Source organism: Sporosarcina sp. NCCP-2331 (assembly GCF_023707945.1).
In the GTDB taxonomy this organism is placed as follows: Bacteria; Bacillota; Bacilli; order Bacillales_A; family Planococcaceae; genus Sporosarcina; species Sporosarcina cascadiensis.
In genome coordinates this window covers 17,084-31,597 of record NZ_BRCD01000034.1, presented here as the reverse complement: position 1 = coordinate 31,597, position 14,514 = coordinate 17,084, and the positions used below count along the sequence as shown (strand labels likewise).

General features: G+C 44.2%; 16 protein-coding genes. 14 read left to right on the top strand and 2 right to left on the bottom strand.

What is annotated here, in order from left to right; all coding sequences use genetic code 11:
• Window positions 1-404: 404 nt before the first annotated feature.
• The 4 genes from rpmH to jag all read left to right on the top strand — a co-directional run bounded on the left by rpmH (window position 405) and on the right by jag (window position 2,683).
• Window positions 405-539, top strand: coding sequence for a 50S ribosomal protein L34 (gene rpmH, locus NCCP2331_RS16070; RefSeq protein WP_114925257.1), 135 nt, complete (start codon window positions 405-407; stop codon window positions 537-539).
• 95 nt (window positions 540-634) lie between these two features.
• Complete coding sequence (gene rnpA, locus NCCP2331_RS16065) at window positions 635-976, top strand: ribonuclease P protein component (RefSeq protein WP_153721517.1); 342 nt, start codon at window positions 635-637, stop codon at window positions 974-976.
• A gap of 73 nt (window positions 977-1,049) precedes the next feature.
• Complete coding sequence (gene yidC, locus NCCP2331_RS16060) at window positions 1,050-1,823, top strand: membrane protein insertase YidC (protein WP_153721518.1); 774 nt, start codon at window positions 1,050-1,052, stop codon at window positions 1,821-1,823.
• Window positions 1,820-2,683, top strand: a complete 864-nt coding sequence (gene jag / locus NCCP2331_RS16055) for an RNA-binding cell elongation regulator Jag/EloR (protein WP_251671804.1) — start codon at window positions 1,820-1,822, stop codon at window positions 2,681-2,683. The genes yidC and jag overlap by 4 nt, the downstream gene beginning before the upstream one ends.
• Before the next feature lie 60 nt (window positions 2,684-2,743).
• Here jag and NCCP2331_RS18420 read toward each other — a convergent pair whose 3' ends face one another.
• Complete coding sequence (locus NCCP2331_RS18420) at window positions 2,744-2,869, bottom strand: hypothetical protein (protein ID WP_264879261.1); 126 nt, start codon at window positions 2,867-2,869, stop codon at window positions 2,744-2,746.
• A gap of 196 nt (window positions 2,870-3,065) precedes the next feature.
• Here NCCP2331_RS18420 and mnmE point away from each other — a divergent pair, with 196 nt between their 5' ends.
• From mnmE to NCCP2331_RS16020, 7 genes are all read left to right on the top strand, one after another.
• Window positions 3,066-4,451 carry a tRNA uridine-5-carboxymethylaminomethyl(34) synthesis GTPase MnmE gene (gene mnmE / locus NCCP2331_RS16050; protein ID WP_153721520.1) on the top strand — a complete coding sequence of 462 codons (1,386 nt, stop codon included), beginning with the start codon at window positions 3,066-3,068 and terminating at the stop codon, window positions 4,449-4,451.
• A 30-nt stretch (window positions 4,452-4,481) separates the two neighbouring features.
• Window positions 4,482-6,371 carry a tRNA uridine-5-carboxymethylaminomethyl(34) synthesis enzyme MnmG gene (gene mnmG / locus NCCP2331_RS16045; RefSeq protein ID WP_251671803.1) on the top strand — a complete coding sequence of 630 codons (1,890 nt, stop codon included), beginning with the start codon at window positions 4,482-4,484 and terminating at the stop codon, window positions 6,369-6,371.
• Window positions 6,372-6,422: 51 nt separating this feature from the next.
• Entirely contained in the window at window positions 6,423-7,142 is a 720-nt protein-coding gene (gene rsmG / locus NCCP2331_RS16040) for a 16S rRNA (guanine(527)-N(7))-methyltransferase RsmG (RefSeq protein WP_251671806.1), read from the top strand.
• A gap of 80 nt (window positions 7,143-7,222) precedes the next feature.
• The gene (gene noc, locus NCCP2331_RS16035) at window positions 7,223-8,083 is read left to right on the top strand and encodes a nucleoid occlusion protein (RefSeq protein WP_153721522.1); all 861 of its coding nucleotides are present in this window, start codon (window positions 7,223-7,225) and stop codon (window positions 8,081-8,083) included.
• A gap of 925 nt (window positions 8,084-9,008) precedes the next feature.
• Window positions 9,009-9,770, top strand: a complete 762-nt coding sequence (locus NCCP2331_RS16030; RefSeq protein WP_153721523.1) for a ParA family protein — start codon at window positions 9,009-9,011, stop codon at window positions 9,768-9,770.
• Window positions 9,763-10,593, top strand: a complete 831-nt coding sequence (locus NCCP2331_RS16025) for a ParB/RepB/Spo0J family partition protein (RefSeq protein WP_251671802.1) — start codon at window positions 9,763-9,765, stop codon at window positions 10,591-10,593. Before NCCP2331_RS16030 ends, NCCP2331_RS16025 begins: the two co-directional genes overlap by 8 nt.
• 101 nt (window positions 10,594-10,694) lie before the next feature.
• A complete protein-coding gene (locus tag NCCP2331_RS16020) occupies window positions 10,695-11,399 on the top strand; it encodes a DUF554 domain-containing protein (protein ID WP_251671801.1) in 705 nt (234 codons plus the stop codon).
• Here the strand turns inward: NCCP2331_RS16020 and yyaC are convergent.
• Complete coding sequence (gene yyaC / locus NCCP2331_RS16015; protein WP_251671800.1) at window positions 11,310-11,951, bottom strand: spore protease YyaC; 642 nt, start codon at window positions 11,949-11,951, stop codon at window positions 11,310-11,312. The two genes, NCCP2331_RS16020 and yyaC, sit on opposite strands and share 90 nt — an antisense overlap.
• A 122-nt stretch (window positions 11,952-12,073) precedes the next feature.
• Between yyaC and NCCP2331_RS16010 the strand changes: the two genes are divergently transcribed.
• The 3 genes from NCCP2331_RS16010 to ychF all read left to right on the top strand — a co-directional run bounded on the left by NCCP2331_RS16010 (window position 12,074) and on the right by ychF (window position 14,402).
• Window positions 12,074-13,030 (top strand): mechanosensitive ion channel family protein, encoded by a 957-nt coding sequence (locus tag NCCP2331_RS16010; RefSeq protein ID WP_251671799.1) that lies wholly within the window; start codon window positions 12,074-12,076, stop codon window positions 13,028-13,030.
• Complete coding sequence (locus NCCP2331_RS16005) at window positions 13,011-13,208, top strand: DUF951 domain-containing protein (RefSeq protein ID WP_153721528.1); 198 nt, start codon at window positions 13,011-13,013, stop codon at window positions 13,206-13,208. The genes NCCP2331_RS16010 and NCCP2331_RS16005 overlap by 20 nt, the downstream gene beginning before the upstream one ends.
• Window positions 13,209-13,301: 93 nt before the next feature.
• Complete coding sequence (ychF, locus tag NCCP2331_RS16000; protein ID WP_251671798.1) at window positions 13,302-14,402, top strand: redox-regulated ATPase YchF; 1,101 nt, start codon at window positions 13,302-13,304, stop codon at window positions 14,400-14,402.
• Window positions 14,403-14,514 lie beyond the last annotated feature (112 nt).

Here is a 14,514-nt window from a genome sequence, read left to right as displayed (position 1 = left end):
TATCCACACTGTATTCACAACTGTGGATAAGAATTTATAAAATAATTATGCACACAATAAAAGCTTTTTAATTGTAACAGGGAACCTGAATATTGACAAGGAGTCTAACGATTTATTCACAATCCCTTCAGCTGTGCATAAAGTGGTTATCCACAAGCCTTGGTATGTGAAAAACTTGTCGACAAATGCCGGAACAAAAAATCCACAATTTTTATATGCACACACTTTGTCCAGAAGTGAAGTTCAGAAGACTGTGGATAACTTATTAGGATTTATAGACAAACTCAAGTGAGAACCAGATTGCATCATTATAAAATCATTGACATTCTTTTACTGGGTCGCTATACTATTCAAGACTGTCACAATAGTAAAAGAGACAATCAAAGCAGGAGGTGTCTTACGAAATGAAACGTACATTCCAACCAAATAAACGTAAACGCAGTAAAGTCCACGGATTCCGTCAGAGAATGAGTTCAAAAAACGGCCGTAGAATTTTAGCAGCTCGTCGTCGTAAAGGAAGAAAAGTTCTTTCAGCATAAGGCCACTGACTTATCAGTGGTTTTTTTTTTGCTGTTTAAGCTAATACCTACGAAGATCGGCTTGGAAGCTGAAGAAAATTAAAGCAGGTGGAAACGTGAAGAAGAGCCAGCGAATTAAAAAAAATAAAGAATTTCAGACGGTTTTTAAGAAAGGGAAATCTTTTGCCAACCGCCAATTTATTGTCTATACCTATAAAAAAGAGGACCAGGAAGAGTTTCGAATCGGACTGTCCGTCAGCAAGAAAGTAGGAAATGCAGTCACTAGAAATCAAGTGAAACGCTATATACGGCAAGCATTTCTGGAGATGAAGGATGAGGTCAGACAGGATCTCGATTATGTTATTATCGCAAGAAATCAAGCTGCCACGCTTGATTTCCATACGGCCAAGAAAAATCTGCAGCATGTCCTGCGAATTGCAAAAGCATATAAGAAGTAGAACGTTTGGAGTCATCATGATAAACTGAGAAAAAAGTTGAGAAATCAGCTTGCTACTGTTTGGGGGAAAAAATGTGAAAAAGAAATTAGTATTTCTTTCGCTGCTCGTTGTTGTTGCTGTCTTTATGGCAGGGTGTTCAGAGTTCAAGCAACCGATTACAGCAGAGAGTACAGGGATTTGGAACGAGTACATCGTCTGGCCGCTCGTTTCATTAATTACGACATTTAAAGGATGGCTTGGAACTTATGGACTGGCGATTATTGTCGTTACAGCAATCATTCGTACCGCATTGCTTCCATTAATCATTCAACAGACGAAAAGTTCAAAACGCATGCAGGAAATTCAGCCGCGTTTGAAAGCGCTAAAAGAAAAGTATAAGTCGAAAGATGCTGTGACGCAGAAGAAGTATCAGGAAGAAATGCAGCAGATCATGATCAATGAGAAAATCAATCCGGTAGCCGGATGTCTTCCTGTCATTATCCAGATGCCGATCTTCATTGGTTTCTATCACGCAATCAGCCGAATGAATGCTACACCGACCATTGAATTGGGAAGCTTCCTCGGAGTTGCACTCGGTACACCGAGTATCATATTTGCAGTCATCGCCGGGTTATTTCAGCTAATGGTACTTCGCACAGGACCTGCAATGGATAATCCGCAGATGAAAACGATGATGTATATCATGCCGTTCATGATCATGGTATTCGGTGCATTCGTGCCGTCCGCACTTGCTTTGTACTGGGTCGTCGGAAATATCATTTCATTAATCCAAAACATTTTTATCTACAAACCATTTGATAAACCCAAAGAGGTTGACGTAGTAAAAACAGGAGGGAAAAAGAAATGAAGCAACTTACACAAAGGGCTGCAACCGTTGAGCTAGCGATTAAATCGGCTTTACAGGACCTGGGTGTAACAAAAGATGAAGTTGAAATAGAAGTGCTTGAAAACGGAAGAAAAGGTTTTTTGGGCTTTGGGGCCAAAGATGCGGAAGTTCTCGTAACAGTTACACAAACTGAGGTAAAACCGGAATCAGTTCCTTCTATAAAAGAAGAAAAACCTGAACCGGAAACTTCAGTTATACTGACAGAGGACAGTGAAGTACCGCCTCTTGTTACAGAGCCGGCACCGCAGGCTGTTCTGAATCCCGAGCCAGAAATTGATACAGACGAAGAACCAGAACCCGCCGTCATCTTCCATGAAGCTGCTGAAAGTACAGACGAAGATCTCGCACGAGCGAAGAAATGTAATGAGCAAGAAGCAATTGAAGAAACGAAGTGCTATATAGATGATATGGCAAAAGAAATGGGAATTACGGATTTAGTGATTACTTGCGAAACCAAAGGAAAGTACATGAATTTCCATCTGGAAAGTGAAAAAGCTGCTTTCTTAATCGGAAAAAGAGGCCAGACACTCAACGCTATCCAGCAACTGGCCCAGCTGGTCACCAACAAAGTCACGAACCAGTTCAAGATTGTACGCGTCGACGTAGGTGATTACCGTGAACGCCGTGAACAATCACTTGAACAGCTCGCAGACCGCATGGCTGACCGGGCAATCCGCACAAGACAACAGGTAGCACTCGAACCGATGCCTTCCTACGAAAGAAAAGTCATCCACAACGCCTTATCACGCAGATTGGACGTGGAGACATTCTCAGATGGCAAAGACCCATACCGCCACATCGTCATTAAAGGAATTGAATAATTCGAAAGAGCTGTCCAGAAGGTGAGAAATCACTTCCGGACAGCTTTTTTAGTCTGGATTTTAGCTGCGCGCACCAAAACAGCCCGGATCCGCGCCAAAAGCGGTAGGAAGAGCAACAAAACCATTCAACACCGCGCCAAACCAAAACAACTGCCGGCCGCACATTGCCCGATTTCCTTCAAACATACTGCCATATCCACAAGTTTTATTCGTCAGAAATCCTCGAGAATGAACGTAATTCTGCAGCAAGACAAATTATCCACAACTTTTCATTTCGCATGCTAGGAGATTTCGACGATTTATGATAATATAGGATGTTAGAAAGCTGTGTCCGCGTTGAAGATATTCACATGTGGATAACGAAGCCAGGAAGGTGAAAAACTTGCATTTTGATACAATAGCCGCCATTTCAACTCCAATGGGAGAGGGAGCCATCGCAATTGTTCGGATCAGCGGAGAAGACGCATGGAAAATTGCAGACCGCATATTCCGTTCACCTGCAGCCAAACCGTTATGCGAACAGCCCACTCATACCATTCATTACGGACATTTACACGATCCCGCTACAGAGGAAACAGTGGAGGAAGTCATGGTCTCTATTATGAAAGGACCTAAGACGTTCACACGGGAAGACATCGTGGAAATCAATTGTCATGGAGGAATCACTTCAGTCAATCGGGTATTAACACTTGTTTTGTCAGAAGGGGCGAGATTGGCGGAACCAGGCGAGTTCACCAAGCGGGCATTTCTAAATGGTCGGATTGATTTATCGCAGGCTGAAGCAGTTATGGATCTCATCAGAGCCAAAACGGATAAAGCGATGAATGTAGCGCTCAATCAAATGGAAGGAAAGCTGTCCCATTTAATCGGCCAGCTGCGTCAGGCTCTTCTCGAAACACTGGCACAGGTGGAAGTAAACATTGATTATCCGGAATACGATGATGTGGAAGAAGTGACGATTCCCTTGATGATTGAAAAAGGGGAATGGGTGCGCGATGAAATCGATCAGTTATTACGGACTTCTTCGCAGGGGAAGATTTTACGCGAAGGACTGTCTACCGTTATTGTCGGGCGTCCGAATGTCGGAAAGTCTTCATTGCTCAATAGCTTAGTTCAAGAAAATAAAGCAATTGTGACTGACATTGCAGGCACGACCCGTGATATTATAGAAGAGTATGTCAATGTAAGAGGAGTTCCGCTGCGTCTGGTTGACACAGCAGGGATCCGGGAAACCGAAGACATTGTGGAGCGAATTGGTGTGGAACGTTCCAGACAGGTGCTGAAAGAAGCCGATTTGATTCTGTTGATGGTCAGCAGTTCAGAGCCGCTGACCGAGGAAGATGAACGGTTATTTGAAGCAGTGGATGGGATGGACGTCCTGGTCATCGTCAATAAGACCGACTTGCCGGCAAAAATTGATTTGCAGCGGGTGAAGGAATTGGCGGGAGAAGAGCGTGTGATCACCACTTCTATTCTGCAGGAGCAAGGCATCACAGAATTGGAAGAAGCAATTGCCTCGCTATTTTTTGGAGGAGCAATTGAATCAAATGACCCGACGTATGTTTCCAATGCCCGTCATATTGCACTGTTGAAACAGGCGCGCAATACGATAGAGGATGCGGTTCAGGCAGCTCAGTCGGGTGTACCGGTTGACATGATTCAGATAGATGTGACACGTACATGGGAAATTCTCGGTGAAATCATCGGGGATACCGTTCAAGATAGTTTAATTAAAGAGTTGTTTTCAAAATTCTGCCTCGGAAAATAACCATTTTATATATAGGAAGGATGAACGAACATGCCACAATTTGAAGCAGGCACGTTCGATTGTATCGTCATTGGTGCTGGACATGCCGGCGCAGAAGCTGCTTATGCTGCAGCGAAAATGGGCGCATCGACTTTAGTGTTAACAATGAATTTAGATATGATCGCTTTCATGCCCTGCAACCCGTCTCTCGGAGGTCCTGCAAAAGGAATCGTCGTGCGTGAAATTGACGCACTCGGCGGTGTGATGGCGAAAGTAATAGATAAAACGCATATTCAAATGCGTCTGTTGAATACAGGGAAAGGTCCGGCTGTCCGTGCACTGCGCGCGCAGGCCGACAAAGTGCTGTATCAGCAGGAAATGAAACGAGTGCTTGAAGAACAGCCGAATCTGACACTGCGTCAGGCGGTTGTCGAGCGATTAATTGTAGAGGACGATGAGGTAAAAGGTGTCGTAACGCAAATCGGTGCCATTTTCCGTGCGAAAACAGTTATCATCACTACGGGCACATTTTTACGCGGGGAAGTCATCATCGGCGACCTGAAGTATTCCAGCGGCCCGAATAATCAGATGCCTTCTATAAAGCTTGCAGATCACTTGCAGGAACTCGGCTTGAAGACAGTGCGCTTTAAAACAGGCACACCGCCGCGGATCAATGCCAATACGATTGATTACAGCAAAACAGAAATACAGCCGGGCGACGACGTACCGCGGTCATTCAGCTATGAAACGACGGAGTTCATCATGGATCAGCTGCCGTGCTGGCTGACATACACAACGCCTGAGACACACGAAATCATCAATGAAAATCTTCATTTGTCGCCGATGTATTCCGGCATGATTAAAGGGAAGGGGCCCAGCTATTGTCCTTCTATTGAAGATAAAATCGTCCGCTTTGCAGATAAATCCCGTCACCAGATTTTTCTGGAACCTGAAGGGCGCAATACGCGTGAAGTATATGTGCAGGGGCTTTCCACAAGTCTACCTGAACATGTGCAGCATCGTTTGATTGCCAGCGTTCCGGGACTTGAGAAAGCGGAAATGATGCGTGCTGGATATGCAATTGAGTATGATTCCGTCATTGCCACGCAGTTATGGCCGACACTGGAAACAAAGAAAATTAAAAACCTTTATACGGCCGGCCAAATTAACGGAACATCCGGTTATGAGGAAGCGGCTGCACAAGGATTGATGGCCGGAATTAATGCCGCGTGCAACGTTCTTGGAAAAGAGGAAGTTGTGTTGGCGCGCAGTGATGCGTATATCGGAGTGCTGGTCGATGACTTGGTCACGAAAGGCACAAGTGAGCCATACCGTTTACTGACTTCAAGAGCAGAATATCGTTTACTATTACGCCATGATAATGCAGATATGCGTTTGACGGAAATCGGCTATCAAAATGGCATGATCAGCGAAGAGCGTCACGAAAAATTCTTGACGAAGAAAGCGCAGATCGAAGCAGAAATAGATAACCTTCGTAAAGTTTCCATTAAACCAACTGAAGAAATTCAGGCTATCATCGCTGAATCAGGGGGCACAGCACTTCGTGAACCAATGAAAGCTGCCGATCTTTTGAAGCGGCCTGAAATGAAATACAGTGATTTGCGTAAAATCGTTCCTCCTCTTGAAGAAATGAATGAGGAAGTGGCGGAGCAAGTAGAAATTTTCATTAAGTATGAAGGATATATCGAAAAGTCCATGCAGCAAGTAGAACGAATGAAGAAGATGGAGAATAAGCGGATTCCGGAGCACATTGATTATGATGCGATTTCAGGAATTGCGAAAGAAGCGAAAGCGAATCTGAAAGCTGTACAGCCATTGTCGATTGCACAGGCTTCCCGTATTTCAGGTGTTAATCCTTCTGATATCTCCATCTTGCTGGTCTACATTGAGCAGGGGAAAATCGCAAAAGTATCCGGTTGAGTATATGACTGGCGCTTACAGGCGTCAGTCTTTTTGAAAAGGAATGAGAACATGACGGAAGAAGAGTTTTACGAAGCATTGAAGCAGAAAGGCATTGAATTGTCGGACGCACAGAAGCAGCAATTCAAGCGCTATTTTGAAGTGCTCGTAGAGTGGAATGAAAAAATGAATTTGACCGCGATCACTGACGCACCATCCGTTTATCTAAAGCATTTCTATGATTCGATCACTAGTTCATTCTACATGGATCTGACATCTGTCAAATCCGTTTGCGATGTGGGTGCAGGTGCAGGATTTCCAAGTATTCCATTGAAAATTTGCTATCCTCATCTCGAAGTGACGATTGTTGATTCATTGAATAAACGGATAACCTTCTTAAATCATCTGGCAAGTGAATTGAAATTGGAAAAGGTGGCTTTTGTTCATGCCAGGGCAGAAGAGTTTGGACGCAATCCGAAGTTTCGCGAACAGTTTGATTTAGTTACAGCCCGTGCGGTTGCGCGTCTATCCGTGCTATCTGAGTTATGCCTGCCATTAGTGAAGCAGGGCGGATTATTTGTTGCAATGAAAGGCGCGGCTGCCGCAGAAGAATTACAGGATGGTGCAAGAGCAGTAAAATTACTCGGTGCAGTATTGCAGGAAGAGCATGAATTTTTATTGCCGGTTGAAAATAGTGAACGGCATATTTTCATATTTGATAAGAAGAAACAAACTCCAAAAAAGTATCCGCGCAAAGCCGGGGTGCCTAATAAGACACCTATTACAGACTAAATTTGTAAAAGTGTTTCACGTGGAACAAAAAAAGAGATAGAATGGTAAGAGGGACTAGTTTCGAAAAGGTGGTGCAGGGGTTGAAAAATACTTTTTCGCGCTTTTTTGGTGGGGGAGAGAAGATGGGTGCTATAGAAGAAGAGGCCCATCAACTTGAAAAGGTAGAACAAATTGCAATTGACATGATTAAACCGAATCAATTCCAGCCGCGAACGATTTTTAGTGAGGAGAAAATTGAAGAACTCGCTAGAACCATTCATACGCATGGTGTGATTCAGCCAATTGTAATTCGTCAAATGGATGAAGAACAGTATGAAATCATTGCAGGAGAAAGAAGATACCGTGCCATGCGCAAGCTGGGCTGGTCAGAAGTTCCGGCAATCGTTCGAAATCTCAGCGATAAGGAAACAGCTTCAATTGCTTTGATTGAAAACTTGCAGCGTGAAGAACTGACTGCGATTGAGGAAGCCTATGCTTACGAAAATCTGCTGAAACTTCACGAACTGACGCAAGAAGCATTGGCTCAGCGATTAGGTAAAGGGCAGTCTACAATCGCTAATAAAATGCGTTTATTAAAGCTGCCTGAAGAAGTGCAGGACGCCATTTTACATCAGCAGATTTCCGAACGGCATGCGCGTGCTTTGCTGCCGTTGAAAGATGCTGTTCTTCAGTTAGAAGTAATGGAAGAAGCGAAGGCGAATCATTATAACGTCAAACAGCTTGAAGAACGAATCCAAGAAATTCTGCATCCCAGTGAAAAAGCGCAGCCTGCCAAGAAAAAAGCACCCCGTCGAAAAGCAGTCAGCAAAGATGTGCGAATTGCAGTGAATACACTGAGACAATCGCTTTCGCTCATGAGCAAAAGCGGGATTGACGTAGAATCGGAAGAAGTGGACTCAGAAGAATTCTACACAATCACAGTTAAAATACCTAAAAAGTAACGACTAAAAAACTCTTGCTGCGCAGCTGTAGCAAGAGTTTTGTTATATATCAATAGAGTTCGTCTAGTGAAGATGATAAAATGAATAAGAGAGTTAAAAATTTAGTCTAATAATTTTGAGTCTGCACCAAAATTTGATCATAACAACCTGTCACGTACGAAATGCGAAATTCGTGTTACAGTTTTAACCCGCCTCGGCGCTAGAGGATTGCCTTACGCTATGAGCCTACTGGCGAAGAGAGTGCATCACTGCCTTAATTTCTGCAAAGGACGCAGAAATACGGCAAAGCGAACCCTATGCCGTTCGCTTAGCAACGGCCGACCCCGCAGTTGCACCTTCGCTGGTGTTAGAGAAAGTATGTCATACTGCTCTTTTACAAAGTGTGGATTTAGTTAGTATGGTTTTCGTTTCTCGACTTTGTAAATTCATTGATCACAAGAATCTAAGCCTTTACAGAATGGTAGGCAGTGCATGCCTTACCTATAATAAAAATCTCAAATAGTATGCTCATACTGTCAATTACATGAAAAGTATTGAAAAACCAGCCAGTGTACCGAAGTGGAAGGCAACCTAAGTACGCCGCGTCCTGCGGCAACGGTTGCATGACTCACTTCGTGTGAGCCCGCGGCTAAAAACACTCGGGGAGGATCAGCCCGATAGGATGAGACAACTAAAGGGAGCGAAGCGAAAGAAGGTGGCAGAAGGAACCCTGTATTGCCTTAATTTCTGCAAAGAGCGCAGAAATACGGCAAAGCGAACCCTTCGCTGTTCGCTTGGCTCACCGAGGGCCCTCCGGAACGCGTCCGCCTGGAACGCAGGGAAACGGTCTCCTCCCATTTCCCCTTTGGTGAAGACACTTAATTTTATAGTATATAGCGCACGTTAGGTTAAATAGAGAGAACTAAGAAGGAAAGCAGGTGCTAGAGTGGGTAAGATTATTGCCATAGCAAATCAAAAAGGAGGAGTCGGTAAAACGACGACTTCTGTAAACTTAAGCGCATGCCTTGCCCATATCGGCAAGAAAGTGCTTTTAATCGACTCTGATCCTCAAGGAAATGCGACAAGCGGAGTGGGTATTAATAAAGGAGATGTGCAGGACTGTATTTACAGTATCCTGATCGATGACGTGCCGGTAAAAGACGTGATACTCCAAACAGAAATTGAAAACTTAGAAATTGTTCCTGCAACCATATCTTTAGCAGGCGCTGAAATTGAACTGGTGTCGACAATTTCGCGGGAAGTGCGAATGAAGCACGCCATTCAGGATATTAAGGATGAATACGACTATGTCATCATTGACTGTCCGCCTTCATTGGGACTGCTGACGTTAAATGCATTAACAGCGGCTGACTCGATTATTATTCCTGTGCAATGCGAGTATTACGCTTTGGAAGGACTTAGTCAGCTCCTCAGTACCATTCGTCTCGTTCAAAAACATCTGAATGATCAACTGTATATTGACGGTGTGTTGCTTACAATGTTCGATGCGCGTACAAATTTGGGGATTCAAGTCATTGAAGAGGTTAAAAAGTATTTCCAAGACAAAGTATATCGGACTATTATTCCGCGGAATGTCAGATTAAGCGAAGCACCCAGCCATGGAAAACCGATTATTATGTATGATATGCGTTCAAAGGGTGCGGAAGTCTATTTAGAGTTGGCAAAGGAAGTGGTGGAGAATGAGTAAAGGTCTAGGTAAAGGTCTGAATGCATTATTTCCTGGCGAGTCACTGGAAAAGGTAGAGCTTCTGCGGTTGAACAGCATCATTGTGAATCCTTATCAGCCTCGAAAAGAGTTTGATGACGCATCGCTTGCGGAATTAAGTGAATCCATTAAAGAACACGGTGTTTTACAGCCGATTATTGTGCGTAAAGCAGGAACACAGTACGAAATTGTCGTAGGGGAACGGCGCTACCGTGCTTCTAAACTAGCTGGGAAAAAGGAAGTACCGGCCGTCATCCGCGAATTGTCAGATGAACAGTCAATGGAAATGGCGATCTTGGAAAACTTGCAGCGAGAAGATTTGACACCGATTGAAGTGGCGGAAGCTTATCAGAAACTGATGGAAAACCTTCATCTGACACAGGAGCAGCTTGCTTTCAGATTAGGCAAGAGCAGACCGCATATTGCGAATCATGTACGGTTGCTGACGTTGCCGGAGCAAGTGAGAAAAGACATTTCCCAGGGGAAGTTAACGATGGGACATGGCCGAACATTGCTGGGACTGCGAAAAAAAGAACAAATTTTATTGATTGCTGAAAAGACGAAGAAAGAACACTTGAATGTTCGCCAGTTGGAAAGACTGGTTCAGCAATTAAACGAAGATGTTCCACGTGAAACAAAAAAAGAACCAAAGAAAGACGTCTTCATTGCAGCTCAGGAAACTACGCTGCGTGAACAGTTCGGAACGAATGTTACGATCAAAAAGACGAAAAACAAAGGAAAAATCGAAATTGAGTTTTTCTCCGATGAAGATTTCGAAAGAATACTTGAATTATTGAATGAATAATTGGATGTAACTGCCTATTTTGCAAAACAGCAAAATAGGTTTTGTCTGTATACAGATAAAAGCCTCTGGCGGAATCTTGAATAGAACATGGACGTGACGGTATGGTGTTATTTGGTTCTTTATTTAATGTGTTGACGATAATACTCGGTACATTGATTGGCCGCTTTTTGCATGGAATTCCCGAGCGGATGAAAGAGACGATCATGTATGGTATTGGGCTGGCTATTGTCGCAATCGGTCTGCAGATGACATTTGCGACAACGCAGATTGTCATCGTGATTGTCAGTATAGTTATTGGCGCGATCATTGGAGAATGGATGGATCTTGATGGTAAGATTAATCTGCTTGGCCAATGGATAGAAGGGAAACTTCCTGCGAAAAAGGAAGGGCCGGGTATAGCGCAGGGATTCGTTACCGCTACGCTCATATTCTGTGTAGGCTCCATGGCGATCATCGGAGCGATTGACAGTGGCTTGCGAAATGACCACAATGTGCTGGTGATGAAAGGCATACTGGATGGATTCACTTCCATCATCTTAAGTTCGACACTTGGAATTGGCGTGGCGTTTTCCGCTGTACCGCTATTCTTATATCAAGGAAGTATTACGTTTCTGGCTTCAATTATCAGCCGTTTTGTGCCGGATGATCTGCTGCAATTCTTTATTTCTGAAATGACAGCTACCGGCGGTTTAATGATTGCAGCGATTGGCTTGAATTTAATCGGCCTGACGAAAATCAGGATAGCGAACTTCATTCCGGGGATCGCCGTAGTGGCGGTTGCCGTAACGATTGTCTATGCTTTCTGACTTCTGACGGTGATGGGCAAGCTGCAGGGCTCTGCCGATGATCCGGCTCATTTCGAACGGCAGATGCAGCCGTGTGCTTTGCAGGACTGCCTGCTCCATAAAGCCCGCAATATTGACGATTCCTTTGATCGAGACATCACCGACAGGGGGCAGTTCTTTACCTACTGCTTTACCTGGAGAAATCGGTCCGCTATGGAACAATAGATCCCCGACTGCGTCCCTTTTACTGAGGCAGGCATCTATGGCTACGGCAAAAGCGTCTGGATGTAAAACGGTTGTCTGTTCTGTGCGCTGCTTTAGATTTAAAGCATGCAGCGGTTCCTGCAATGTACCGATGACCGGGTAAGGGAACAGACTTAATTCGGATAAATAGGAACCGGTCAGAGGGCCGAGTGAATCACCAGTGGAACGGTCCGTGCCAATGCAGTAGAAGACAATTGGCTGCTGTTTGAACGGGATATGTTCTAGAAAGTAAGAACTTAATTTCCATATGACACCGGACTCTTTATAGGGTATTCGGTAGTGATAAGAAGAAGGCTCAGCAATATACATAGGGAAACACCAGTCCTTTATGAATTTTTATATGAAGTACGGTGAACAATGAAGATCAGTGCGTATTGCTGTGAAGTATAGCCTCAGGGGGTGAGGTTTATACGAAAGGAGGATTTCTTTCCATGACAGTACCTGCAAAAGCAGACGTGAAAGAAAATCTGGAAGGCGTGGAAGAGAAGCTGAAGGATGTAGTAGACCAAACCGCTAAACATGCAAACGATACGATTTTTGATACAGCATTTTGGCTGGATACCGGACTTTTTGTGTTTAAAATTATTATGATCGTTGTTGTGGCGGGTATTTTAGTAAAAGTCGGTCAAGTGATGATCCGGCGGTTTTTTGCCATAAAACTGAAAAGCCCGACGCAGAAGTCTGATCGACGTGAAAAAACGTTGATTAAACTGCTGGAGAATACACTCAAATATGTCGTGTATTTTTCCGCCATCCTGGCTATCCTGACAGAGTTTGAAATTGATGTAAAAGGACTGCTGGCTGGTGCGGGGGTCCTCGGTCTTGCTGTCGGTTTCGGTGCACAGAGTTTAGTGAAAGATGTGATTTCCGGGTTTTTCATTATTTTTGAAGATCAATTCGGCGTCGGAGACTATGTGCGAATTAACGCGGCAGAAGGAACTGTGACGGAAATTGGTCTGCGCACGACGAAAATAGCTTTGTTCGGAGGCGAACTGTATACGGTGCCGAACGGTCAGATCGGTGAGGTCATTAACTTTTCCGTGACGAACTCGCTCGTACTGTTGGATATCGGTGTGTCATACGAGACGGATATCGATCATGCCGAAGAGCTGATAAAAGAGTTTTTGAAGAATCTGCCCAAGGAACGTTACAGTCAGGTAATAGGGATTCCCGAGGTGCTCGGTGTGCAGAATATTGAGCCTTCGCGGATTGTACTGCGGATCATGGCTGAAACGGAGCCGGTTGCAAACTTTGGAGTCGGACGTAAATTGAGACAGGATTTGAAGAAGTTCATGGACCAGAACGGGATTGAAATGCCTTATCCGAGAATGGTTCTGTACGAAGAAAAGAAGAGAGGGGATTCAGGAGATGGCGGAGAAAGAATTTAATTTGCATGACGTAGTGGAAATGAAAAAGCAGCACCCTTGCGGCAACAATGCATGGAAGATCATCCGCATGGGTGCCGATATCCGAATTAAATGTGAGGGCTGCGGCCACAGCGTCATGATTCCTCGCAATGAATTTGCCAAGAAGATGAAAAAAGTGCTGCTGAAGAACGAGTCTTGAGAACAAATAGACATTCAGTCAACTTGTCCTTATAATGAAATGGTTGACCAACGAATAATGAAGGTTTGAATAGATGAGAAAGGTGTGGGAAGAATGGCGTTAACAGCTGGGATTGTAGGTCTTCCGAACGTGGGAAAATCAACATTATTTAATGCAATAACGAAAGCGGGAGCCGAGGCGGCAAATTATCCGTTCTGTACGATTGATCCGAACGTCGGGATCGTGGAAGTGCCGGATGAGCGTTTAGATAAGCTGACAGAGCTTGTTGTGCCGAAGAAGACCGTGCCGACTGCATTCGAATTTACAGATATTGCAGGAATTGTAGAAGGAGCGAGTAAAGGGGAAGGACTTGGAAATAAGTTTCTTTCGCATATTCGTGAAGTAGATGCAATTTGTCAGGTCGTCCGCTGTTTCGTGGATGAAAATATTACGCATGTAGCCGGAAAAGTAAGCCCGATTGATGACATTGAAATCATTAATCTCGAATTGATTCTGGCAGATATGGAAAGCGTGGACAAGCGATTGGCACGTGTGTCCAAGATGGCGAAGCAGAAAGATAAAGCAGCGATGATTGAAGAGCCGGTTCTATTGAAGCTAAAAGAAGGGTTTGAAAATGAATTGGCTGCGCGTTCTGTTGACCTGACAGATGATGAGTACCAGGTCATCAAAGGCATGCATTTATTGACGATCAAGCCGATGCTGTATGTGGCGAATGTATCAGAAGATGAGATTGCGGATGCTGATAATAATCCATATGTACAGCAGGTTCGTGACTTTGCAGAGAAGGACAATGCAGAAGTGATTGTCGTCTGTGCGAAGATTGAAGAAGAGATGGCAGAGCTTGAAGATGACGAGAAGGAGATGTTCCTTGAAGAACTCGGCATCAAAGAATCAGGACTTGACCAACTGATCAAAGCAACATACAATTTACTTGGCCTGGCAACATACTTCACAGCAGGTGTGCAGGAAGTACGTGCATGGACGTTCATTAAAGGCATGAAAGCGCCTCAGTGTGCGGGTGTCATCCATACTGATTTCGAACGCGGATTCATCCGTGCGGAAACGGTGGCCTATGATGATTTAGTAGAGAACGGTTCGATGGTGGCAGCAAAAGAAGCCGGCAAAGTCCGTTTGGAAGGTAAAGAATATATCGTTAAAGACGGCGATGTTATGTTGTTCCGTTTTAACGTGTAATTGCAAAGTTGAAAAGCTGTTTCCTCGTTATGATGGGGAAGCAGTTTTTTTGCGTTCAATAGGTAGTTACATGGCAATAGAAAAATAAATTTACCAATATGCAAACTTTTTT

Excerpts from the sequence above, each read along its gene's own strand:
- NCCP2331_RS16020 (WP_251671801.1), top strand. The coding sequence starts at position 10,695 with ATGGTGTTATTTGGTTCTTTATTTAATGTGTTGACGATAATACTCGGT.
- yyaC (WP_251671800.1), bottom strand. The coding sequence starts at position 11,951 with ATGTATATTGCTGAGCCTTCTTCTTATCACTACCGAATACCCTATAAA.
- ychF (WP_251671798.1), top strand. The coding sequence starts at position 13,302 with ATGGCGTTAACAGCTGGGATTGTAGGTCTTCCGAACGTGGGAAAATCA.
- jag (WP_251671804.1), top strand. The coding sequence starts at position 1,820 with ATGAAGCAACTTACACAAAGGGCTGCAACCGTTGAGCTAGCGATTAAA.
- rpmH (WP_114925257.1), top strand. The coding sequence starts at position 405 with ATGAAACGTACATTCCAACCAAATAAACGTAAACGCAGTAAAGTCCAC.
- NCCP2331_RS16010 (WP_251671799.1), top strand. The coding sequence starts at position 12,074 with ATGACAGTACCTGCAAAAGCAGACGTGAAAGAAAATCTGGAAGGCGTG.
- NCCP2331_RS18420 (WP_264879261.1), bottom strand. The coding sequence starts at position 2,869 with ATGTTTGAAGGAAATCGGGCAATGTGCGGCCGGCAGTTGTTTTGGTTT.
- mnmG (WP_251671803.1), top strand. The coding sequence starts at position 4,482 with ATGCCACAATTTGAAGCAGGCACGTTCGATTGTATCGTCATTGGTGCT.
- rsmG (WP_251671806.1), top strand. The coding sequence starts at position 6,423 with ATGACGGAAGAAGAGTTTTACGAAGCATTGAAGCAGAAAGGCATTGAA.
- NCCP2331_RS16005 (WP_153721528.1), top strand. The coding sequence starts at position 13,011 with ATGGCGGAGAAAGAATTTAATTTGCATGACGTAGTGGAAATGAAAAAG.
- NCCP2331_RS16025 (WP_251671802.1), top strand. The coding sequence starts at position 9,763 with ATGAGTAAAGGTCTAGGTAAAGGTCTGAATGCATTATTTCCTGGCGAG.